We start from the raw sequence: 18,607 nt of genomic DNA, 5'->3' as shown, positions 1-18,607 counted from the left end.
CACCAGAAAAACTGATGCAGTAATTTAGCTGCAAGATAGCTGACGCAGTTATAAGGTTAGTAGTGCCAAATAGCAATGTTTCAAATGTAAGCTGTAGTTAGGCTATCTGAGACAATGCTAGATATTGTGATGAAATTTATTACAAGGTCAACTAAGAAACTTTCGATTGCTGCCATAGAATGAGTTTCAATTCAGTGCAGTTACAAGCCCCATCGCTAATTTCTCCTTCATGGACAGCTAGCCAATCATAAATCTGTGTAGCTTTTGCTAATGCCACTTTTTCTGAACGATAAAGCTGAGGAGTAGGGCAGTAGGCTTGGCCATTGATGTGTATAGCTACAATCTGCCAATAATCGCTCTCTGGTACAACTTCTAAAAACCCGTTACTGTAAGACTCGATTATTCCTGTATTCATCTATACCATCAAACTTTCATAACGTTGGGCACAACAAAGCCGATACCAGCCAATTCTTGCGAGTCAAAGCTGGAATCACCAGGGAATGCAGTACAACCCTTACTAATAATTGTGGGTTTATAGTCAATGAAAATCTGAATTATTGGTCACGTTTTAGCTAGTTGTCTTAAAGAGCGTGTCGTTAGCCAAGCAATATTTTGGTAGTCATTGGTCATTAGTTTATCCCTTCCTACGCCCCGCTACGGCTAACAGCAGTGATGAGGGTCATTGGCAATACTTGTCGGGTTTTGGGGAAAAGGGGAAGGGGAAAGGGGAAAGAAAAAACCTTTAACCTTTACCCTTTAACCTTTTCCCCAAACCCAATTCCGAGTTAAAAATCCTTAACCGAGCAGTATTGGGGTCATTGGTACTAATGACTAAATCGGTGGGTGGCTATCCCAGACATCCCTCTTGTTGGGATGGGATTCCTGCCAATTTTTTTTGAGAAGAATCTGGAAAAGCTTCTGATATTTCATCAAACCTCGTTCATTTTATAGTCCATATTATGAGCAATTGTTCATCGCTTGACCTACCTAATACCCAAGACAAACCACTAGATAGATGAAGAGTGGGGGAACTGATGATAGGTTGAGATGAGTAAAAACTCCTATCAACCCCATTATGAAAAAGTAGCTATTATGATCGTTGTTCATCATCTCAACAACTCGCGATCGCAGCGTGTGCTATGGCTGCTTGAAGAATTAGGTATCGAATACGAAATTAAGTTCTACGAACGCGATGAAAAGACGATGCTAGCACCGCCATCGCTGCGCGAAGTCCATCCCCTCGGCAAGTCACCAGTAATTACAGATGGAGAAGAGACTGTTGCTGAATCGGGCGCTATCATCGAATACATAGTGGATCGCTACGGTAATAGTCGGCTAATTCCACCATCTGATACGCCAGAGCATCTGCGCTACACCTATTGGCTGCATTACGCCGAAGGATCTGCAATGCCACCTCTGGTAATGAACCTCATCTTCAACCGTTTTGAGACAGCAAACAGCAGCGTAAAAGACGCATTTATCGCGCCCCAAATCAAGCTTCACTTTGACTACATAGAAGGTGAACTTCATAAGAGTACCTGGTTTGTAGGCGAAGAATTCACTGCTGCCGATATTCAGATGAGTTTTCCTCTGGAAATAGTCGCTATGGAAGCTGAACTCATATCAAGCCGACCCAAGATTAAGCAATTTATCGAACGCATCCATGCACGACCTGCTTACGAACGCGCCCTTGAACGCGGAGGCAGATACGACTTCGCTAATAGCATTCAATAATTCTTGTACCCCGAAAATAGCGCTTTTCGATTGCACAGAAGCGATCGCTTCTGTGCTTCTGTTGAGGTAATGAGTGATTTTTAAGATAAAACTGGAATTAAGCTAATTAAACGCCTACGGCAAGTTATGACGCGCTCGTTGGCGTAGCGGATGCAAAGTACTCGCCCTCCTGAAAATCAAGCTTTCAGGCAGTGTTGCAGTGTCTCACAGAGAGGAAAAGTTGGGAAAGAGCGATCGCTGCTCTCATTCAAGCATTCGTGTTCCGCGTCTGGTAAAGAATGGAGCAATGGCGGAGGCGATCGCCATCAAGCCCTAGCCAGAAGAATTAAAGAACTAACGCACTGTGTATAACCATTTCAAGATTCCACCAGTGGGATACTAAGAAATCGCAGTCGAAATAGAATAACGACGGATATCTGGTGGCACAGCTATTAATCCTTCTAGCTTGGCTATTGATGCTTGCAGATGGGGTGACGCTAAATGATTATCCAATGCTGCCGCAGATTCCCACTCTTCTACAAAAGTAAAATCTGTTGGATCTGATTGATTTTGTAAAAGTTCATATTTTATCGCACCCGCTTCAAGTTTTGTTGGTTCAATCAGTCCCAATAATAAAGTTTTGAGTTGTTCTACTTTATCTGGTAAAGCTACAAAACGAGCTACAACATGAATTGTTTGGTTGGTCATTATATCATTAGTCATTATAGCGGTGTGCAGTTCAGTGAGATACAAAAACTTTGCTGAAATGATTTGACAGCAAGGACTTTGGTGTTCTCATCCAATCGATAACCGCTATAGCTATTAATCCATAGTCAATCCTCTCACACCATGCACTACGGCAAAGCTATATCCCTGGCTTCCTGTGGTCGAGGGATGTAGCCTTAGCTAAATATAAGCGCGGAATGCGGTTGGATGGATGATATTGTGTAAAGCAGAACCGACAACTCGCAACGCTCATCCAAGAATTACCGAAAATAATTGAGTGCTATTTAAACGTGAGGAGTTAATTTATCATGTCACATCTGCTAAAAAGCTTCCGAAAGCAATTCTTACGGAGTATCATCTTTGCAATACTCATAACTTTGATTAGTAGTTTAATATTTCCTGCTGCTACTTGGGCTGCCTCTTCTAGCTTGGGAGTTGATAATGGTCATCTTAGTTCTTGTCCGGCTTCAGATAACTGTGTTGTGAGTCAAAACGCAGATTCCAAACAGACTATCAACCCGATTACTTATCATCTAGACCGCAATGCAGCTAGAGAAATCTTACTAAAAGTTATTAGTGTTGTACCACGTACAGAAATTGTAGAACAGACTCCTAATTACATTCATGCTCTTTCTAAAAGCCGCATCTTCAAATTTGTTGATGACGTAGAGTTTTATTTACCTCCCAACGAGTCAGTAATTCATTTGCGCTCTGCATCTCGCGTGGGAGAGTCGGATCTTGGTGTCAACCGCAGGCGTATGGAACAAATTCGTTTGGCTCTCTTAGATTTAAATATTTGATTTTGCTAGCCGTCAGGAGTGCCAAGATTAGGGATGCGATCGCAACTAACTTAAATTTGGCTGAACTTACCAGAGGAAAGCTCATCAGACACTTGTTTGAGTTCTGGTTCAACTACTGTCAGATGTTGCTCCAAAATTGCCAAATTACGAATATTGGACTTATAGAAAGCATCAAATAAATCACCGAGAAAAGGCACAGTACCAACGACTGTTTCCAAACCAACATTAAAGATCATTTTGGCTAAGTCTTCACGTGGGATGCCAAAGCGGGTAGCTAAAAATATGATGTAAGCTGAAAATGCTGTACTGATTAAATCGCCAGCACCCGGAACTAAACCAAGAATTGGGTCTATTCCAATGCGAAAACCTGTTAGAGGGATACGTATCGATGTATCCATCAAGCGGCTAAGTTTGCGGATGCGATTTAGAGTAGCAAGGCGTTTGGCAGCGTCCATAATTTACGATATTTACACTACTCTCAAGTTCCACCATTTTTAGTTCTTTGTCTTGTACCGTTAGAAAGAAAAATGATGACGACTGCCCATAAAGCAGATATAGGATTACTATTTGATTTTGAACGAAATTAGGTATTGTAGGGGAGCCAGTGCGTTGCGGAGGTTCCCGACGCTCGCAAACTCGCTTGCCGCCGGCGCTATCCGTTGTAGCAACTGGCGTTGTGTTAGAACGGAGTTCGTAACGCACTGTTATCAAGGGTTTGATGCCGTACTCTCCGTGCTAACACATCCTACAGATATTTTCAGAAATCAAATCGGAAGGCTATATATATGGATCATACAGTTTATTGCGATCGCTCTATAACAATCCAATTTTATTTTTGAAAAATCCTAAATATATATCGTATAGCATTTCCCTACCTGGTGAGGTACGTTTTCAACCCTACTAACAAAAAGGGTGTACCTCAGTAGACCGGGAAATGCTATAAGGGTTCAAAAATTTCCCATTCTGCATCAGTGAGGTTACTGGAATACGCCATTAGCATTGGATTGTAGATGCTGAGGAGTACCTTAATTCAAAACCGCATAAGATGTCAAATGGGTTCTATATAGTTTTGTACAAGGCTCTACCCGTCTGCCAATGATTATGAATTTTGGTAGAGCCTTGCAACCACGCCTTTTAAACCCTTTTTGGGGCAAGTAATTGGTGCTGCCCGCCACTAGAAATTTGCTGGCAATAACTGTAAATATTTTTGTCAAACTACTTACTCAATATTCCAATTTTTCAGCCAGAGCTTCACACCAAAATTGAGAGAATCATCTATCAGGTTTGGTTTTGACTATTAATTTTTAGAAGTTGAGAAGTTCAATTCTTTTTGAATGCTTTCGGCATCATTATACAGATTTGTCACTTTAGGATCATTGCTGGGACAGCTAATATCTGGAGATTTTTGTCTTTGATACTTGATTTCAGTTGATGTCCCGAACGAAACAGATTTCGCACATGAGATACTTGGTAATTTTGACAGTGGTTGAGCTACTGAAATATCATTGAAAAATTTAGTGGCTGTGTTCACTTTAATTTCACCTGCACCTTTCCGGTTGCAAACAGTGTAAGTTGCCTTCCCTGACGGAAATACGCGAATTCTATAGCCGCAAGCATTGGTAGAACCGCTATTAATAATAACTCCTGGCTTTTGAGGAGTTGGAGTGTTTGCAAGTGTTTTTAGACAAAAAATACATAAAGGGGTAGCTAGCAACACTGAAGCCAAGCTAATTTTATAGAAGTTAAAAAATTTCATTGTTACCTCCCATTGATTTTTTAGTTATTTAGTCAAGTATTAACTGTTGAAAAATACTTGATTACAAAAAGCTATGTAATGGTACTCCTTTGGTTAATACTCGATTAAGAAAATTTAGGTTTATAAGCAGCATAGTTATTAGACATAAAATATGCTGAATATTTAAAACTATAATTTACTGTTCACTTTTTAGATATGTTATTATTGTGTCAATATTGTGTCAAAATAACAAAAGATTTTCATCTGGTATCCCGATTGAAGATATTCTCTGTCAATGAAGATAGCGACGCTTTTGGGGCGACCAATGGGGACATATTTGGTGATTTGAGCTTCAGCTAGTTGTTCGGTAGAGAGGTCAGTTATTTAGAAGTCGATCTTGAGTGGTAAATTCACTAATAAGTAGTATTTTTTGAGATAAATGCATTTTTGTGAGGTGAAACTGACAAGATACTCCTTGTAGTTTACATTTACGACTGAAAACTTAAAAAAACTCATTTACGGAGGTGATTGTTCGCTTATGCTAAGTAGAGCAATTACTTGCTTTTTACGTATTAAGAGGGTTGGGGTGAGGGGGCTAGCACTGCAATCGTTAAAGTATGCCGACAAATATAATATTCATAAATCAATCCCTGTGGTTAGGGATTGATTATGGCGATCGCTCATACGGAACTGCGATCGCTTCTCTACTAGATAAGCCCACCATTGCTTCTATAGTTCAAACTTAGGCTGCATAAGCTTTATGCAATTGTGGTATGAGTGATAGTGTCAATCTACTCTCGCGAGAAAAGTAGGATGATATCTCTGATACTGCGATCGCCTTTTTAGCTTCATCATTCCACCTCAGAACTCAGAACGCCAAGTTTTCTTCTCAACCTGTCGAGTTAAGAAGCTGATAAATCTAAACCTTGCCGAAAAGAGATTAGTATTTCATTCAATGCAGCCATGTCAATTAAAAACGCATCATGTCCGTGGGTTGACTTTAGCCACGCCAGTTGAGCATTAGGGATTAAATTTGCTAGTTCTTGTTGTTCTATTGGAGGATAAAGGATGTCAGAATCAATAGCAACAACTAGAGTCGGTTGCTGGATGCTTCGCAGAACAGATTCATAATCTGATAAATTAGGACTTGGGCGATCGCGTGCAACATCGTGGCGATCCATTGCGTGGGTGAGAGTGATGTAAGTGTTGGCATCAAATCGTTCTGTCAGCTTTTGACCCTGATGCTGTAAGTAACTCGCGATAGCAAACTCCTCAGATACATCATACTGCCGCCCAAAGCGGATTGTAAAACTATCCCAAGAACGGTAAGTAGACATCGCCATCATCCTCGCCACAGCTAGTCCTTGGTTTGGGGGTGCATCCAGCGTGTAGTTTCCTCCTTGCCAATTTGGATCGGCATAAATTGCCTGTCTTTGGGCTTCACTTAATCCAATACACCAAGCGGAATGTCTGCCAGAAACAGCAATGGGTGCAATACCTTTCACTTTTTCTGGATATAATAACGCCCACTCCAGTGCTTGCATCCCACCGAGTGAACCGCCAATTATAAACCGCAGAGATTGAACACCCAGATATTCTAGTAGTGCAGCTTGCAGGTGAACCATATCTCGGATTGTAATCTTAGGGAAGGATACTCCATAAGGCTTTCCCGTTGTTGGGTTGATAGTAGTTGGCCCAGTTGTACCGTAACAACTTCCCAATATGTTGCTGCACACAATAAAATCGCGTTCTGGATTGAAGGCTTTCCCTGAACCAAACAAAGGTTCCCACCAATCATCAGCGTCACCCGTACCAGTTAAGGCATGACAAATTACTACCCCATTATCACCTTGAGCATTTAACTGTCCCCAGGTGCGATAAGCAACTTGAACCCCAATTAATACTTCGCCGCATTCAAGTTTAAATGGCACTGTAAGCTGGTAAAACTGGGTTTGCGCTGAGATAAAGTTTGGGTAGATCATATCTGGGAGTGGGGGAATGAGGAAGCAGAGGAAGAATAACTATTGTCCAATGCCCATATAACTAACTCCTAACTTGCCGAAATGCCTGCTCAAAGTCCTCTTTAATATCATCGATATGTTCAATTCCCACTGATACCCGCACCAAATCGGATGTCACACCTGCCGAAAGCTGTTCATCATCACTTAGCTGTTGATGGGTTGTGGAAGCGGGATGAATGACGAGGGTTTTAGCATCACCAACATTTGCTAAATGACTCGCCAACTTTAGATGATTAATAAAGGCTTTACCTGTCACCAATCCACCTTTGATGCCAAAATTTAAAACTCCCCCAAAGCCATGCCGGAGATATTTTTTCGCTCGTTCATGATAGGGGTGATTGGGAAGTCCCGGATAATTAACCCATAATACTTGCTCTTGCTGCTCTAACCACCTAGCCAATTCTAGGGCATTGCTCACATGCCGATCTACGCGCAAAGAGAGAGTCTCTAATCCTTGCAGTAAAAGAAAGGCGTTAAATGGACTCAAACACGGGCCAAAATCCCGTAACCCCTCGACTCTGGCGCGGATAATAAAAGCAATGTTGCCAAAGGAACCACCAGGCCCAAACACTTCTTGGAAATTCAAATCGTGATAACCGGGGGAAGGCTCAGTAAATAGGGGAAATTTGCCGTTACCCCAGTCAAATTTACCCGAATCGACTATTACGCCACCGATGGAAGTACCATGCCCACCAATCCATTTAGTTGCAGATTCTACTACAATGTCTGCACCATATTCAATTGGTCGAGCTAGATACCCACCAGCACCGAAGGTATTATCCACAATTAAAGGGATGCCGTTTTCGTGGGCAATGTCAGCTAAAGCGGCAAAGTCGGGAATGTTGAATTGAGGATTACCAATGGTTTCAACGTATAGTGCTTTGGTGCGATCGTCGATCGCCTGACGGAAACTTTCTGGACGATCTCCCTCAACAAACTTGACGTTAATACCTAAACGTGGTAAAGATACTTTAAACTGGTTATATGTTCCCCCATACAAAAAACTAGTGGAAACGATATTATCTCCAGCCTGAGCGATCGTACTGATTGCCAAAAATTGCGCCGCCTGACCACTAGCAGTTGCTAATGCTGCTATACCCCCTTCTAGAGCAGCAATCCGCTTTTCAAATACATCCGTCGTCGGATTTGAGATTCGGGTGTAAATATTACCAAATTCCTGTAGAGCAAATAACCGCGCTCCGTGTTCGGTGTCGTCAAAAACGTAGGAAGTCGTTTGGTAAATAGGTACTGCACGAGCATTAGTTCCGGGAGCCGGCTCTTGTCCAGCATGAACTTGCAGGGTTTCAAAACGATATTGTTCAGACATCAGCAGTTATTTGAGTTTCCAATTATACAAACTGATAATAATACTATTTGAGCCTTGGTTTGAATTAATCAACGGTAATGCTTAGGGTTGACCGTATTTTAATCTAAAGTATTCTTCACACAAATAATTTTATCTGTTCAAAATACCACAGTCTTGCTGGTATTCATGTACTATTTACTGCTGAATAATTGCTGTAATACTTGGAAAACTCAAGACGGAAATTGAAAAATTGCATAAATTTTCAATTTGCCTCAGTTAAGTACTAGAAAATTTCAATCACTCTGTAATTTGTCTGGATTTAACGGACTTTTTATCACTCAATTCGCTCACCCTTTTGGGTGAGTCATATATCAACCGATCAGATGACCTGACTGAAGGAAGCTGAGATTAATAATAAAGAGGACTCTATTACTAAAGAAGACCGATCGCATTTTACCTAAGAATAAGCTTATGAAACTCACTACTTTAATAAATTCTGCACTTATTTTTGCTTCTATTACTCTTGTACCTGGAATCGCTGGCGCTCAAGTAGCTACTAACAATAGTAGTGAAACAATCGCTATTAACTCTAACAATTTACCTAGTAACTCTACCTATGTTAATTACTTCCAGCCGTTCAATCTAGTTACTTTTGCTTATCAAGGAGGTCTAAAGCAGCACGGTATTCCTAGTGGAGAAACACTAGTATTTGAAACTCAGAACAGAAATATTATGGCAAAAGATTTGGTGAAGGCTGCTGTTAACGCAGATAAATTGCCATCACAACTTTTAAACGACCAAAATTATCTCAGTGCTGTTAATTTACAACTCAACGCATTACCCGATTATGCAGCTGCTGATTGATTGGTTTTTCTTATATTTTTTTAAAAAGCGAAATTGATTAGTATACTATATTTGTGCGCTTGTTACCAATATAAATAAAAGCCTTTTACACACGGCGAACACTGTGTATAAAAGAAAGTTTAATATTGAAGAACGATTTCTAGATTTTGACAGAACTTGTGCCTATAAGTTCTGTTATTCTGTGCTGTAAGTACAGAAAATTGTATAATCAACAGCCTATCAAGCAAAAATTTCGTTTTCTATAGAGAATGACAGAAGTAATTGGAACAGGGAGCCTAAATAACATCGAGTCCATTGAGTTTGAAAAGCGGTGCTTGCACAAAGCCAGAGAAATAGGCGATCGCAACGGGGAAGTCATTTGTTTAGCAAGTTTGGGCAATGCTTATCATTCAATTGGGGAATACCACCTAGCAATTGAGTTTTATCAGCAGTGGTTGGACATAGCGAGAGAAATAGGCGATCGCACTGGGGAAGCCAAGTCTTTGTCTGGGTTGGGCAACGCATATCAATCACTGGGAAAATACCAGCGAGGGATCGAATTTTATCACCAGTGGTTGAGGATCACCAGGAAAATAGGCGATCGCACTGGGGAAGGTATTTGTTTGGGAAGTTTGGGCAATACTTATGAATACCTGGGCAAATACGATCGGGCCATTGAGTTTTATCAGCAGTGGTTGAGTATAACCAAGAAAATAGGCGATTGGACTGGGGAATGCATTTGCCTGGGAAGTTTGGGAAATACTTATGAATCATTGGGGCAGTACCAACTGGCAATTGAGTTTTACCAGCAATGGTTAGAACTAGCAAGATTAATTAGCGATCGCAATGGCGAAGGCATGGCCTTAAGTGGGTTGGGTAATGCTTATAAAGCTCTAGGAAAGTATCAAAGATCGGTTGAATTTCATCAGTATTCATTAGAAATCAGAAGGAATCTTGATGACCAAAATGCAGAAGCAAACGCCTGGTTTAATTTAGGTTTGGTGTTAGAAAAAATTAATCGAAAATCAGAAGCGATGCAAGCCTTTTGCAATGCCCGCGAAATTTATCACGCAATGGGACTTGATGTAAGTCTGCAAGATTGTAACCATGCGATTGAGCTTCTTTCTCAAAATATTTCAACTCTAACATCTCACTTCTGGTTTGGGAGATGGTTTAGTCATTTGTCGCAGTTGCTCAAAACTGGTTATAACTAGTAAGATATCTCATCACTGACTTAGATAGTGGGAGGATGTTTTAAAAGCATTAGGTAATTTCTAATCGTCAAATATAGATTAGAAAACCCACTTTTAAAATATCCTCTGAATATCTCAAGAGGATGGGTACTTATTGAATACCGCAACTGAGTTATTGCGATCGAAGGTAAACACAGTAAACGGGTCTTTTTGATTTCCTATCTCCATCCCAGGAGTGCCTATAGGCATTTGGGGAACAGATAAACCAGCAACATTTGGCTTTTCTTGAAGCAGACGTTTAATATCGTTGGCTGGGACGTGTCCTTCGATGACATATCCATTAACAATTGCTGTGTGGCAAGATGATAAGTTATCCGGTACGTTGTACTTTTGTTTAACTGTTTCAATTTCAGGCGTGGGAAAGTCTGTAATTTGAAAACCTTGTGTCTTTAAGTGGTCAATCCACCCGCCACAACAGTTACAATCGGGACTGTGATATACAGTGGCATTTAGCGCTATTGGTTTTGATGGTATCTGTTTATCCTGGATGTGCTTAGTGGTACTTACCAGTTGAGCATTACTCATAGAAGCAGTGCTTCCCAAGATCCCCAACACCCCTGTTGTGAGACAAATTGTTAGCACTGCACGGCTCAAAATGGGAAGTAACCATTTTTGCCAGCAATAAATAAACTGTTTGTGCAACATCTAAGGCTTCCTAAATCCGATAAAGCAAAAGCTATTCCTTATTAGTCATCATAACTGCAAACATGTGTAGACGCGTGGGGCTTGTCGCCAGACATCGCTCTTTGACATTCCCCAGACTTGTTTTTAAATTAAAATTGGTTGGAATGAATTAAATGTATATGAAATAGATAAGTACAAAGAATAAAAGAATATTGTCAGAGCGATTATTTGCGGTAGAAAAAATTGGAACAATGCTAATATATTGGTATATACATATTTTTGTAGCTTCTGATGTGTCGTTATAAAAAACCATAGATAAACTACACATCTCTATATTTTCATCCTCTTTTTTTGACGAAGGTACTAAATTATTAACCCATTTGCACCACTTGTAGGACAACAACAAGGTATAGAATTACTCACTCAGGCTGTCAGACAAAACCGGGTTGCTCCGGCGTATCTATTTGTGGGGCCAGATGGTGTGGGAAGAAGTTTAGCAGCAAAGTGCTTTGTAGAATTGCTATTTTCTAGTGAGATGGGAGTCACTGCGACTTTACAAAACCGTTTGCGTCAGGGGAACCATCCAGCTTTGTTGTGGGTGCAACCGACGTACCAATATCAAGGACAACGATTAACAGCAGTAGAAGCGGCTGAGAAAGGACTTAAGCGTAAAGCCCCACCTGTAATTCGGCTAGAACAAATTCGGGAAATTACCGAGTTTCTGAGTCGGCCGCCCTTGGAAGCACCAAGAAATGTGGTGGTGTTGGAAGAAGCCCAAACAATGGCAGAAGCCGCAGCCAATGCTTTACTTAAAACCTTAGAAGAACCGGGACAGGCGACGTTAATTTTAATTGCACCTACACCTGAGTCTGTTTTGCCAACTTTGGTGTCACGCTGTCAACGCATTCCTTTTTATCGCTTAGATGCACAGTCTTTGGCTGTTGTACTTACACAAACAGGTCATGAAGGAATTTTGCAAAATCAGGCAGTACTGAGTATAGCAGCTGGTAGTGCGGGAAGTGCGATCGCATCTTACGAGCAATTACAAGCTATTCCCCCTGAGTTACTCGAAGACTTGAAAAAAGCCACTGCTTCATACCGCAAAGCCTTGGAGTTAGCCAAAAAAATTGATAAAGATTTAGATACAGAAGCCCAACTGTGGTTAGTTGATTATCTTCAGCAATTCTACTGGCAGCGTTGGCATCAACCCAGTATTATTAACTACCTAGAACAATCTCGCAAATACTTGCTTAGTTACGCTCAACCCAAGCTAGTTTGGGAATGTCTGCTTTTATCTATGTGTAAAAAATAAAATAGGAGTCCTATATTACTTAAATCATTACCGTAGTTGATGACGAAAAGTTAATAATTCGTCCCCCTTCTGCCATCTGTTGCGCGGCTTGTTGGCAAGTAAAAAAAGTGCCATTAACGTTAATGGCAAAAATCGCGTCAAAATCTTCTTCTGATGACATAGATTAATCTAGTTTTTTTGATTCACCTAACTGATTATCTGCTGTTAAAGTACTATACCAAGGTTAAATTTAGCGATCGCACTCATGTTGGGCATTGGGCATTATGTATAGGGTTATTCTCCTTGTCCCCTCAACCTGAATTAAGATTCTGGAACGATCGCAACACCATCTCTAAGATTGAGCAACCCTGAGATAATAACTTTATCTTCTGGCTGTAATCCTTCAATCACTTGGTAATTATTATTTTTGATTTCGCCTAGCTTCACGCGCTTTTGCCGAGCTACTTCTTGAGATCCACCTTGGGGAGATGTTTCGGTTTCAACTACATAAACAAAAGTGTCCCCACCTACACGAGTCATTGCTGTTGTGGGGATTAAAATTCCGGGGCGCTGATTCCAAAATAATCTAGCTCTTACCAATTGATCTGCATGTAGCTGACCGTTCGGGTTGTCAAAAAGTGCTTTAACAAGTATCCCTTGTGTTTCATTATTAGCACTAGGTGCAATGAAAAATACCCTACTTCTACCCAATTTTTGACCTTGTGTATTCATCACTTCCACTGGCATTCCCTTACGCAATTGCGGCCCTTGCTGTAGTGGCACAGAGATATTGACTTCTAAAGGTCGATTTTGGGTGAGATTAATTAATTGTGTGGAAGTATTAACTAAATCGCCTACTTTCACAGCCATGTTACCAACTGTGCCATTAAAGGGAGCGGTAATTTTGTCGGACTGGATTTGTTGTGTTTGAGTATTTGCATTAACTTGCTGTAAGGTTTTTTCAGCCTGCAATATGTTGGCTCGTTGTGCTTGAATCCTAGAATCAATTGCATCAAGACTAGTCTTAGCATTGGCGAGCCGATCGGCAAGCTGATTGCGAGTTTGTCGAGAGACGGCTCCTTGTTCAGCTAGGATGGAATACTTTTCGTAGGTCTGCTGATACAATTGCACATTCGCAACGTAGGATGAACGTTGGGATTCCAGAGATTTGAGTGCAGCGCGGGCATTTTCCAGTTGCAATAAAAATGCTTGAGGTGCGGCATTGTTAGGAGCGATCGCAGCTTGTGGTGTACGATCTACTTGGATAATTGGCGCTCCTTCGGGGACTAAATCTCCCGATTTGACAAATATTTGGGTAACTTGACCCTGAATCCTCGGCTGGAGGATAATTGAGCGCTGGGACTTCAGGCTAGCAATAAAATCTGAACTTTCCTCAATTATGCCGCTTTGTACTGTGGATATTTTGACTCTTACCCCTTGAGGTTGAGTGTTAGCAGTTGCAGGCGCTGAATTTTGGGGAGTGAGCAAACGCCAAACTAGGGCTGTTCCGCCCCCTAACAACAGTAGTGCAGGTAAAAATAACCAAAGCCACCGCCGCTTTCCAGAAGGTGGCTCAAAAGAGGTTTGTGGAGTTTTGTCTCCATAATCAGTTTGAGGCTCAGGGGATGTCATGGCTTATGAGGATAAGGAACAAATTAACTAGAATTACATCAAAATTTCATCTGTTGATATTGAAATTACTGATTTAGCATGAGGTTTTGTGACAAATTATGTGTTACCCCATCCAAATATACAGTTTTGATGATTCTGTCTAAATCTACCGAAAGGTGAATCCGTTCCTTAAAACCTATATAAATCTCATATAAATCTCACTTGTTTCTTACTTCTGCTGGATTTAAATCCCCAACTTATTCAAGAAGTCGGGGTTCTTGGCAGCACCTTTGCTCAGATCGCTGTAATAACTGTTCCCGCACTCTCATTGGCCAATCTATCCACCGCACATACGGCATAAGTTCCCGCTTGTTGGACGGTAGCAAAGGTTGTGCCAGCCGACAAAATTCGTTGAATTGTCCAAGTATCGCCAGTTTGCCGATAAAGTGTCCAAGAACGAACTGGCTGATTATCTCCAGGCTGCCAACTCAGTTTGCGGTTATTGACTTGTAATCCAATGGGTGGAGGGGGTGGTGTTATATCTTGCCAAGGCAAAGTTGGCGGTAGCGCAGGTTTGTTATAAAGCAGACTTTGGAATTTATCAGCTATGCCCTGACTATTTTCCGTCAAAACAGCGAGATTAAAAAAGATATTGCCCAGTGACAAACGTCCCGCTTGGCTACGACTAATTTTCACCTGCTTTTCAATCTCATCACTCTCTCGACTCTTATTGCTTGGTTCTGTCAAATTGTTACCAGCGTAAACGTGTCTTTGCTTTGTGTTTACCTGTGTCCACCACTGTAGCAACGCCGAATAACTTTGTTGTGGTTGGTCTGTACGCCAGTAAAGTTGAGGCGCAATATAATCAATCCAGCCTTGTTCTAACCATTTCTTCGAGTCTGCATACAGCACGTTGTAAGCATCTAACCCAGTAATCCCAGTGGGTTGTCCGGGGCGATAAATCCCAAAGGGACTAATACCAAATTTTACGTCGGGTTTGGTTGTTTTAATCCCCTGGTAGAGGCGCTGTACCATTCTGTTAACATTGTCCCGTCGCCAATCGCTAAGGGTGAGTGTACCACCGCTTGCTTTATATGCAGAGTATGTTTTTTCATCGGGGAAAGACTGCCCCTCGATGGGATATGGATAGAAATAATCATCTAAGTGAATGCCATCAACATCGTAGCGCTTCACTACATCGATAATTACGTTGTAAGCTCTGTCTTGAACTATTTTTAGTCCTGGGTCCATCCAGCGTTGAGTTTTCCACAAATAAACGCTTTCTGGATTAGTAGCTGCTATGTGGGGACGGACTGTTTTCGCTGGGTCGGTGGAAGTACTGGCGCGGTAGGGGTTGAACCAAGCATGAAGTTCAATATTGCGCTTGTGACATTCTGCGATCGCAAACGCTAAAGGATCGTAAAATGGTTCTGGTGCTTTCCCCTGAGTTCCTGTAATCCAAGCACTCCAAGGCTCTAATTGCGATTCATATAAAGCGTCTCCCTCTGGTCGCACTTGGAAAATCAGGGCATTAAAGTTTAGTGCTTGTAATTTAGTAATAATCTCGGTGAGTTCAGCTTTTTGTTGAGCAACAGGAAGTCCTGCTTTGGAAGGCCAATCACCATTCCACACAGATACAACCCACGCCCCCCGAAATTCCCGACTATGATTTAACCTAACGCTACCGACTGGCGTTGGTGTCGGTGTTGGTATTGGTGTCGGCGTTGGTATTGGTATTGGTGTCGGCGTTGGTATTGGTATTGGTGTCGGCGTTGGCGTTGGTATTGGCGGCTGTACTAGATAAATAGAAGCTATTTTTTCTGCCTGACCTAAATACACCAAAGCTTGATAAATAATCACTGCCACATCTGCACGGGTGGCTGCAAGATTGGGATTGAGTAATTTGATATTTGGGAAACTAACCACCAATCCAGCACTAGTGGCAATAGCTACCTGATTTTTACCATACTCAGGAATTTGAATATAATCTTGATAAATTTGTGGGAGTGCTGAGAGGAGGTCGGGTTTTATTTTGGTGGCAATTTCTAAGCCTGCTACCAAGGAAACTAAAACTTCCACTCTAGTAATTCGGTTAGCGGAACGGAAACTTTTATCAGGAAACCCGCTTATAAATGCTTTTTCGTAAGCTGCTTGAATGGCGGCTGCTGCCCAATAACTAGTTGGAACATCAACAAAGGGGATATACTGACGCTTCTTGGTAACTGTCCCAAATGCGTTGGCGACGATGGCGGCAAATTCAGCACGAGTGAGTGAGTTATCGGGGCGATAGGTGCCGTTAGGCAACCCACTAACAATACCACGTTGGGCTAAGGCTGTAATAAATAAGCGTGCCCAATGGTTTTGAATATCCGAGAAGGAAGTAGCAATAGATACCATTGTTGATTGCAGCTAGCTGGCCTTGATTTTGATTTCCTTAGTTAATTTAGCAATTTTCTTGGCGTAGGCATAGACAGGCGTAGGCATCGCTGCTGCAATATCTTGTAAACTTTGTTTGGGAATTGGGAATTGGGAATGGGGAATGGGGAATTGGGAATTGGGAATTGGGAATTGGGAATTGGGAATGGGGAATGGGGAATTGGGAATCGTCTCTACAATAATCAGTTTTTCGTAGAGACGGCGATTTATCGCGTCTTTATGATATTTATCGCATTTTTACGATCTAGAATCTCCATCAAAAATCTTAACTGAACCGTATTGCCCCTACTCCCATCTACTAAGTAGGATTTGCAGCTTGGTCAGGAGGATTTGAGTTAGAACGCGCATTCAACGATAGCATCACACGGGAAATGCCACTGAAAATAATGCTGATACCAACTAGTGTCCCAAGAAGCCAGGGCGCATTGAAGGGCCACTGAAACCAAATCATTGCACCTAATACCAGCGTAATAATTCCATTACTTAGTATCCACGTCCAGTTTTGTTGCGGGCGTAACTGGAATGCCAGAATTAACTCGAATGTGCCTTCAGTTACCAAAAAGGTACCAAGTAACAGGGTCAGTGTAAGAACACCCGTATAAGGATAAACGAATAACATTATGCCCGTTGCAATATAGAGTCCGCTTAATAAAAGTTTCCAAATGAAACCTCCGCGATCGCGGGTTTGAGTGGCATACACTAGTTTTGTAAATCCGGCGAAAATCAAAATCGCCGCAATCCAAGTTTCAGCGAATAGGGTGGTGAAATTAGGCGCTGCGATCGCAATCACCCCCACAATACTCAGGAGAACACCAGTTATCAGCGCTCCATTAACATTCTTGTTATTATTTCTAGAAATGTCAGTTGTCATATAAACTTTTCCCTAACTCTACAATTACGTTAGGGAATTTATCAGTCACAGCATAGAACCCTAAGATAGACTCATCGGTATTAAATTTTCAGTAGTCACTAGCCCTCATAAGAGTTTTGCAAGACCGCTTAGGCGTTCATAAACAGAGATAAGGCGATCGCCTTCAAGTTCAACAGAAGTATTAGGATAATTCTGAATGGCTCCAAGCAGTGTAACTTCACCATTTTGTTGAATAGATGCACTTAAAGCACTTCGCAGCGCCTGCTGATCTAGTTGTCCTACAGGAGGGTGAACTACCTCACCAATTTGGGTAACTAAAATTGGCCCTGCCCAGCTAGACAGTAAGTTATTTAAAAAGGCAGGATCGGCTTTTATTGGGGCTTTCAATGCCTTCCGAGCTACTTCGGGGTCTTGTTTAGCCGCCTCTAAATAAGCTTGTAATGTCGGGGTAGTCTTGCCAGTTTCTGTAAACTGACTTAATTCTTGAACAGAGATTTGCCCCTGAAAAGTACCATATTTTAAAACAACTTGCTCGGCAGCATTCGCATTAGTACTAGACAGGAGAACAATAGCACCTAAGCCTAAAGCTACTGTTTGACTGAGTAACTTAGTGAATTTCCTATTGTTTAATCGATTGAAAATTTGATAAATCTGCATTTTGTCTAACTTCTAATCTTAATGATGTGGAGTGTAAGCTGATAATCTTGTAATTTGCACATTGTGATTTATTCAAATCATTGTAGCCCGCGTCGAGCGTGCAAATTAAATGCAGGACAGCTTACCTAGGCAAAAAATGCCCAAGCGTTATATTATTTTACAAAATTCCTGCTGGAGTAGAGGCGTACAAATGTACGCCTCTACTCGCAATTTGTTGCAAATATCTTTGGAAATGGTGTTATTTTCTAAAAGTCTTCATTAGGCGAAGCTGCTTGAGGTAAAATTGACTTATCTTCATCTAAAGTTGGTGCAGGTATGCCCAAATGCTTCCTTGTAGATTCTTCAGCTAGCTTTCGATCTTGCTCATTCTGGAACTGACTCTCATCTAACAAATGAGGGTTTTTTGCCGCTTGATCTCGGCTTGGTCGATAGCCATTTTTCCACCTGTACTTCCAGTCCATAATTTGAAAGGCAGATATACTGCAATTTGATTTCCTAGTTTTTCATAGTAGGCGCTTAATGGAACATGACACTCCTACTAGAGGTTGAACCCGCATTTCTCACAAGCTTGAAATGCAGAGGGGCAGAGGGGCAGAGGGGAAAGAACTTGTACAATAACTCTCCTTTGCTCCCCTGCTCCCCTGCTCCCCTGCTCCCCTGCTCAAGAGTACAAGGTTTTAAGAGATGTGGTGAGAAATCCGGGTTGAAGAGGCTCATTCC

The 18,607-nt window shown here is 41.5% G+C and carries 19 protein-coding genes; 6 read left to right on the top strand and 13 right to left on the bottom strand.

The window, feature by feature from the left end; genetic code table 11:
- Positions 1 to 151: 151 nt before the first annotated feature.
- Positions 152 to 415 carry a hypothetical protein gene (locus CDG79_RS07040; RefSeq protein WP_094341507.1) on the bottom strand — a complete coding sequence of 88 codons (264 nt, stop codon included), beginning with the start codon at positions 413 to 415 and terminating at the stop codon, positions 152 to 154.
- Between the two features lie 677 nt (positions 416 to 1,092).
- Between CDG79_RS07040 and CDG79_RS07035 the strand changes: the two genes are divergently transcribed.
- The gene (locus CDG79_RS07035) at positions 1,093 to 1,734 is read left to right on the top strand and encodes a glutathione S-transferase family protein (protein ID WP_094341544.1); all 642 of its coding nucleotides are present in this window, start codon (positions 1,093 to 1,095) and stop codon (positions 1,732 to 1,734) included.
- A gap of 378 nt (positions 1,735 to 2,112) precedes the next feature.
- Here the strand turns inward: CDG79_RS07035 and CDG79_RS07030 are convergent, their stop codons facing one another.
- Complete coding sequence (locus CDG79_RS07030) at positions 2,113 to 2,436, bottom strand: putative quinol monooxygenase (protein WP_442944925.1); 324 nt, start codon at positions 2,434 to 2,436, stop codon at positions 2,113 to 2,115.
- Between the two features lie 311 nt (positions 2,437 to 2,747).
- On the opposite strand from CDG79_RS07030, the gene CDG79_RS07025 reads away from it, so the two are divergent.
- The gene (locus tag CDG79_RS07025) at positions 2,748 to 3,239 is read left to right on the top strand and encodes a DUF1499 domain-containing protein (RefSeq protein WP_094341506.1); all 492 of its coding nucleotides are present in this window, start codon (positions 2,748 to 2,750) and stop codon (positions 3,237 to 3,239) included.
- A gap of 50 nt (positions 3,240 to 3,289) precedes the next feature.
- Here CDG79_RS07025 and CDG79_RS07020 read toward each other — a convergent pair whose 3' ends face one another.
- Together CDG79_RS07020 and CDG79_RS07015 are read right to left on the bottom strand one after the other, a co-directional pair.
- Positions 3,290 to 3,694 (bottom strand): DUF4112 domain-containing protein, encoded by a 405-nt coding sequence (locus tag CDG79_RS07020; RefSeq protein ID WP_094341505.1) that lies wholly within the window; start codon positions 3,692 to 3,694, stop codon positions 3,290 to 3,292.
- A gap of 842 nt (positions 3,695 to 4,536) precedes the next feature.
- Positions 4,537 to 4,995, bottom strand: a complete 459-nt coding sequence (locus CDG79_RS07015) for a hypothetical protein (protein ID WP_094341504.1) — start codon at positions 4,993 to 4,995, stop codon at positions 4,537 to 4,539.
- Between the two features lie 596 nt (positions 4,996 to 5,591).
- Here CDG79_RS07015 and CDG79_RS44740 point away from each other — a divergent pair.
- Positions 5,592 to 5,720 carry a hypothetical protein gene (locus CDG79_RS44740; protein WP_262985777.1) on the top strand — a complete coding sequence of 43 codons (129 nt, stop codon included), beginning with the start codon at positions 5,592 to 5,594 and terminating at the stop codon, positions 5,718 to 5,720.
- A gap of 156 nt (positions 5,721 to 5,876) precedes the next feature.
- Here the strand turns inward: CDG79_RS44740 and metX are convergent, their stop codons facing one another.
- Positions 5,877 to 6,956 (bottom strand): homoserine O-acetyltransferase MetX, encoded by a 1,080-nt coding sequence (metX, locus tag CDG79_RS07010; protein WP_094341503.1) that lies wholly within the window; start codon positions 6,954 to 6,956, stop codon positions 5,877 to 5,879.
- A gap of 61 nt (positions 6,957 to 7,017) precedes the next feature.
- The gene (locus CDG79_RS07005) at positions 7,018 to 8,322 is read right to left on the bottom strand and encodes an O-acetylhomoserine aminocarboxypropyltransferase/cysteine synthase family protein (RefSeq protein WP_094341502.1); all 1,305 of its coding nucleotides are present in this window, start codon (positions 8,320 to 8,322) and stop codon (positions 7,018 to 7,020) included.
- Between the two features lie 450 nt (positions 8,323 to 8,772).
- Between CDG79_RS07005 and CDG79_RS07000 the strand changes: the two genes are divergently transcribed.
- Together CDG79_RS07000 and CDG79_RS06995 are read left to right on the top strand one after the other, a co-directional pair.
- Positions 8,773 to 9,165 carry a hypothetical protein gene (locus tag CDG79_RS07000; RefSeq protein ID WP_094341501.1) on the top strand — a complete coding sequence of 131 codons (393 nt, stop codon included), beginning with the start codon at positions 8,773 to 8,775 and terminating at the stop codon, positions 9,163 to 9,165.
- A gap of 248 nt (positions 9,166 to 9,413) precedes the next feature.
- Entirely contained in the window at positions 9,414 to 10,358 is a 945-nt protein-coding gene (locus CDG79_RS06995) for a tetratricopeptide repeat protein (protein ID WP_094341500.1), read from the top strand.
- A 114-nt stretch (positions 10,359 to 10,472) separates the two neighbouring features.
- On the opposite strand, the gene CDG79_RS06990 is transcribed toward CDG79_RS06995, so the two are convergent.
- On the bottom strand, positions 10,473 to 11,042 hold the full coding sequence (locus CDG79_RS06990; RefSeq protein ID WP_094341499.1) for a DUF411 domain-containing protein: 570 nt from the start codon (positions 11,040 to 11,042) through the stop codon (positions 10,473 to 10,475).
- Between the two features lie 346 nt (positions 11,043 to 11,388).
- On the opposite strand from CDG79_RS06990, the gene CDG79_RS06985 reads away from it, so the two are divergent.
- On the top strand, positions 11,389 to 12,333 hold the full coding sequence (locus CDG79_RS06985) for a DNA polymerase III subunit delta' (protein WP_094341498.1): 945 nt from the start codon (positions 11,389 to 11,391) through the stop codon (positions 12,331 to 12,333).
- 19 nt (positions 12,334 to 12,352) lie between these two features.
- Here CDG79_RS06985 and CDG79_RS06980 read toward each other — a convergent pair whose 3' ends face one another.
- The 6 genes from CDG79_RS06980 to CDG79_RS06955 form a co-directional block, all read right to left on the bottom strand.
- Positions 12,353 to 12,493 (bottom strand): SDR family oxidoreductase, encoded by a 141-nt coding sequence (locus CDG79_RS06980; protein ID WP_223278043.1) that lies wholly within the window; start codon positions 12,491 to 12,493, stop codon positions 12,353 to 12,355.
- A 140-nt stretch (positions 12,494 to 12,633) separates the two neighbouring features.
- Positions 12,634 to 13,944, bottom strand: coding sequence for an efflux RND transporter periplasmic adaptor subunit (locus CDG79_RS06975; RefSeq protein ID WP_094341497.1), 1,311 nt, complete (start codon positions 13,942 to 13,944; stop codon positions 12,634 to 12,636).
- Between the two features lie 273 nt (positions 13,945 to 14,217).
- Entirely contained in the window at positions 14,218 to 16,320 is a 2,103-nt protein-coding gene (locus tag CDG79_RS06970) for a glycoside hydrolase family 10 protein (RefSeq protein ID WP_094341496.1), read from the bottom strand.
- A gap of 337 nt (positions 16,321 to 16,657) precedes the next feature.
- A complete protein-coding gene (locus CDG79_RS06965) occupies positions 16,658 to 17,230 on the bottom strand; it encodes an HdeD family acid-resistance protein (RefSeq protein WP_094341495.1) in 573 nt (190 codons plus the stop codon).
- Between the two features lie 105 nt (positions 17,231 to 17,335).
- Positions 17,336 to 17,887 (bottom strand): alpha/beta hydrolase, encoded by a 552-nt coding sequence (locus CDG79_RS06960; protein ID WP_094341494.1) that lies wholly within the window; start codon positions 17,885 to 17,887, stop codon positions 17,336 to 17,338.
- Positions 17,888 to 18,132: 245 nt separating this feature from the next.
- Positions 18,133 to 18,348 carry a bromodomain-containing protein gene (locus CDG79_RS06955; protein WP_094341493.1) on the bottom strand — a complete coding sequence of 72 codons (216 nt, stop codon included), beginning with the start codon at positions 18,346 to 18,348 and terminating at the stop codon, positions 18,133 to 18,135.
- Between the last annotated feature and the right edge of the window lie 259 nt (positions 18,349 to 18,607).

It is taken from the genome of Nostoc sp. 'Peltigera membranacea cyanobiont' 232 (assembly GCF_002245985.1).
GTDB lineage: Bacteria > Cyanobacteriota > Cyanobacteriia > Cyanobacteriales > Nostocaceae > Nostoc.
The sequence above is the reverse complement of the archived record's forward strand: the minus strand, read 5'-3'. Positions and strand labels throughout refer to the sequence as shown.

What these genes read in the sequence shown, in the direction of transcription:
- CDG79_RS06955 (WP_094341493.1), bottom strand. Translation starts at nt 18,348, where the DNA reads ATGGACTGGAAGTACAGGTGGAAAAATGGCTATCGACCAAGCCGAGAT.
- CDG79_RS06980 (WP_223278043.1), bottom strand. Translation starts at nt 12,493, where the DNA reads ATGTCATCAGAAGAAGATTTTGACGCGATTTTTGCCATTAACGTTAAT.
- CDG79_RS07040 (WP_094341507.1), bottom strand. Translation starts at nt 415, where the DNA reads ATGAATACAGGAATAATCGAGTCTTACAGTAACGGGTTTTTAGAAGTT.
- CDG79_RS07000 (WP_094341501.1), top strand. Translation starts at nt 8,773, where the DNA reads ATGAAACTCACTACTTTAATAAATTCTGCACTTATTTTTGCTTCTATT.
- CDG79_RS06960 (WP_094341494.1), bottom strand. Translation starts at nt 17,887, where the DNA reads ATGCAGATTTATCAAATTTTCAATCGATTAAACAATAGGAAATTCACT.
- CDG79_RS06990 (WP_094341499.1), bottom strand. Translation starts at nt 11,042, where the DNA reads ATGTTGCACAAACAGTTTATTTATTGCTGGCAAAAATGGTTACTTCCC.
- metX (WP_094341503.1), bottom strand. Translation starts at nt 6,956, where the DNA reads ATGATCTACCCAAACTTTATCTCAGCGCAAACCCAGTTTTACCAGCTT.
- CDG79_RS06995 (WP_094341500.1), top strand. Translation starts at nt 9,414, where the DNA reads ATGACAGAAGTAATTGGAACAGGGAGCCTAAATAACATCGAGTCCATT.
- CDG79_RS07030 (WP_442944925.1), bottom strand. Translation starts at nt 2,436, where the DNA reads ATGACTAATGATATAATGACCAACCAAACAATTCATGTTGTAGCTCGT.
- CDG79_RS06965 (WP_094341495.1), bottom strand. Translation starts at nt 17,230, where the DNA reads ATGACAACTGACATTTCTAGAAATAATAACAAGAATGTTAATGGAGCG.
- CDG79_RS07025 (WP_094341506.1), top strand. Translation starts at nt 2,748, where the DNA reads ATGTCACATCTGCTAAAAAGCTTCCGAAAGCAATTCTTACGGAGTATC.
- CDG79_RS07020 (WP_094341505.1), bottom strand. Translation starts at nt 3,694, where the DNA reads ATGGACGCTGCCAAACGCCTTGCTACTCTAAATCGCATCCGCAAACTT.
- CDG79_RS07015 (WP_094341504.1), bottom strand. Translation starts at nt 4,995, where the DNA reads ATGAAATTTTTTAACTTCTATAAAATTAGCTTGGCTTCAGTGTTGCTA.
- CDG79_RS06970 (WP_094341496.1), bottom strand. Translation starts at nt 16,320, where the DNA reads ATGGTATCTATTGCTACTTCCTTCTCGGATATTCAAAACCATTGGGCA.
- CDG79_RS07035 (WP_094341544.1), top strand. Translation starts at nt 1,093, where the DNA reads ATGATCGTTGTTCATCATCTCAACAACTCGCGATCGCAGCGTGTGCTA.
- CDG79_RS06975 (WP_094341497.1), bottom strand. Translation starts at nt 13,944, where the DNA reads ATGACATCCCCTGAGCCTCAAACTGATTATGGAGACAAAACTCCACAA.
- CDG79_RS07005 (WP_094341502.1), bottom strand. Translation starts at nt 8,322, where the DNA reads ATGTCTGAACAATATCGTTTTGAAACCCTGCAAGTTCATGCTGGACAA.
- CDG79_RS44740 (WP_262985777.1), top strand. Translation starts at nt 5,592, where the DNA reads ATGCCGACAAATATAATATTCATAAATCAATCCCTGTGGTTAGGGATT.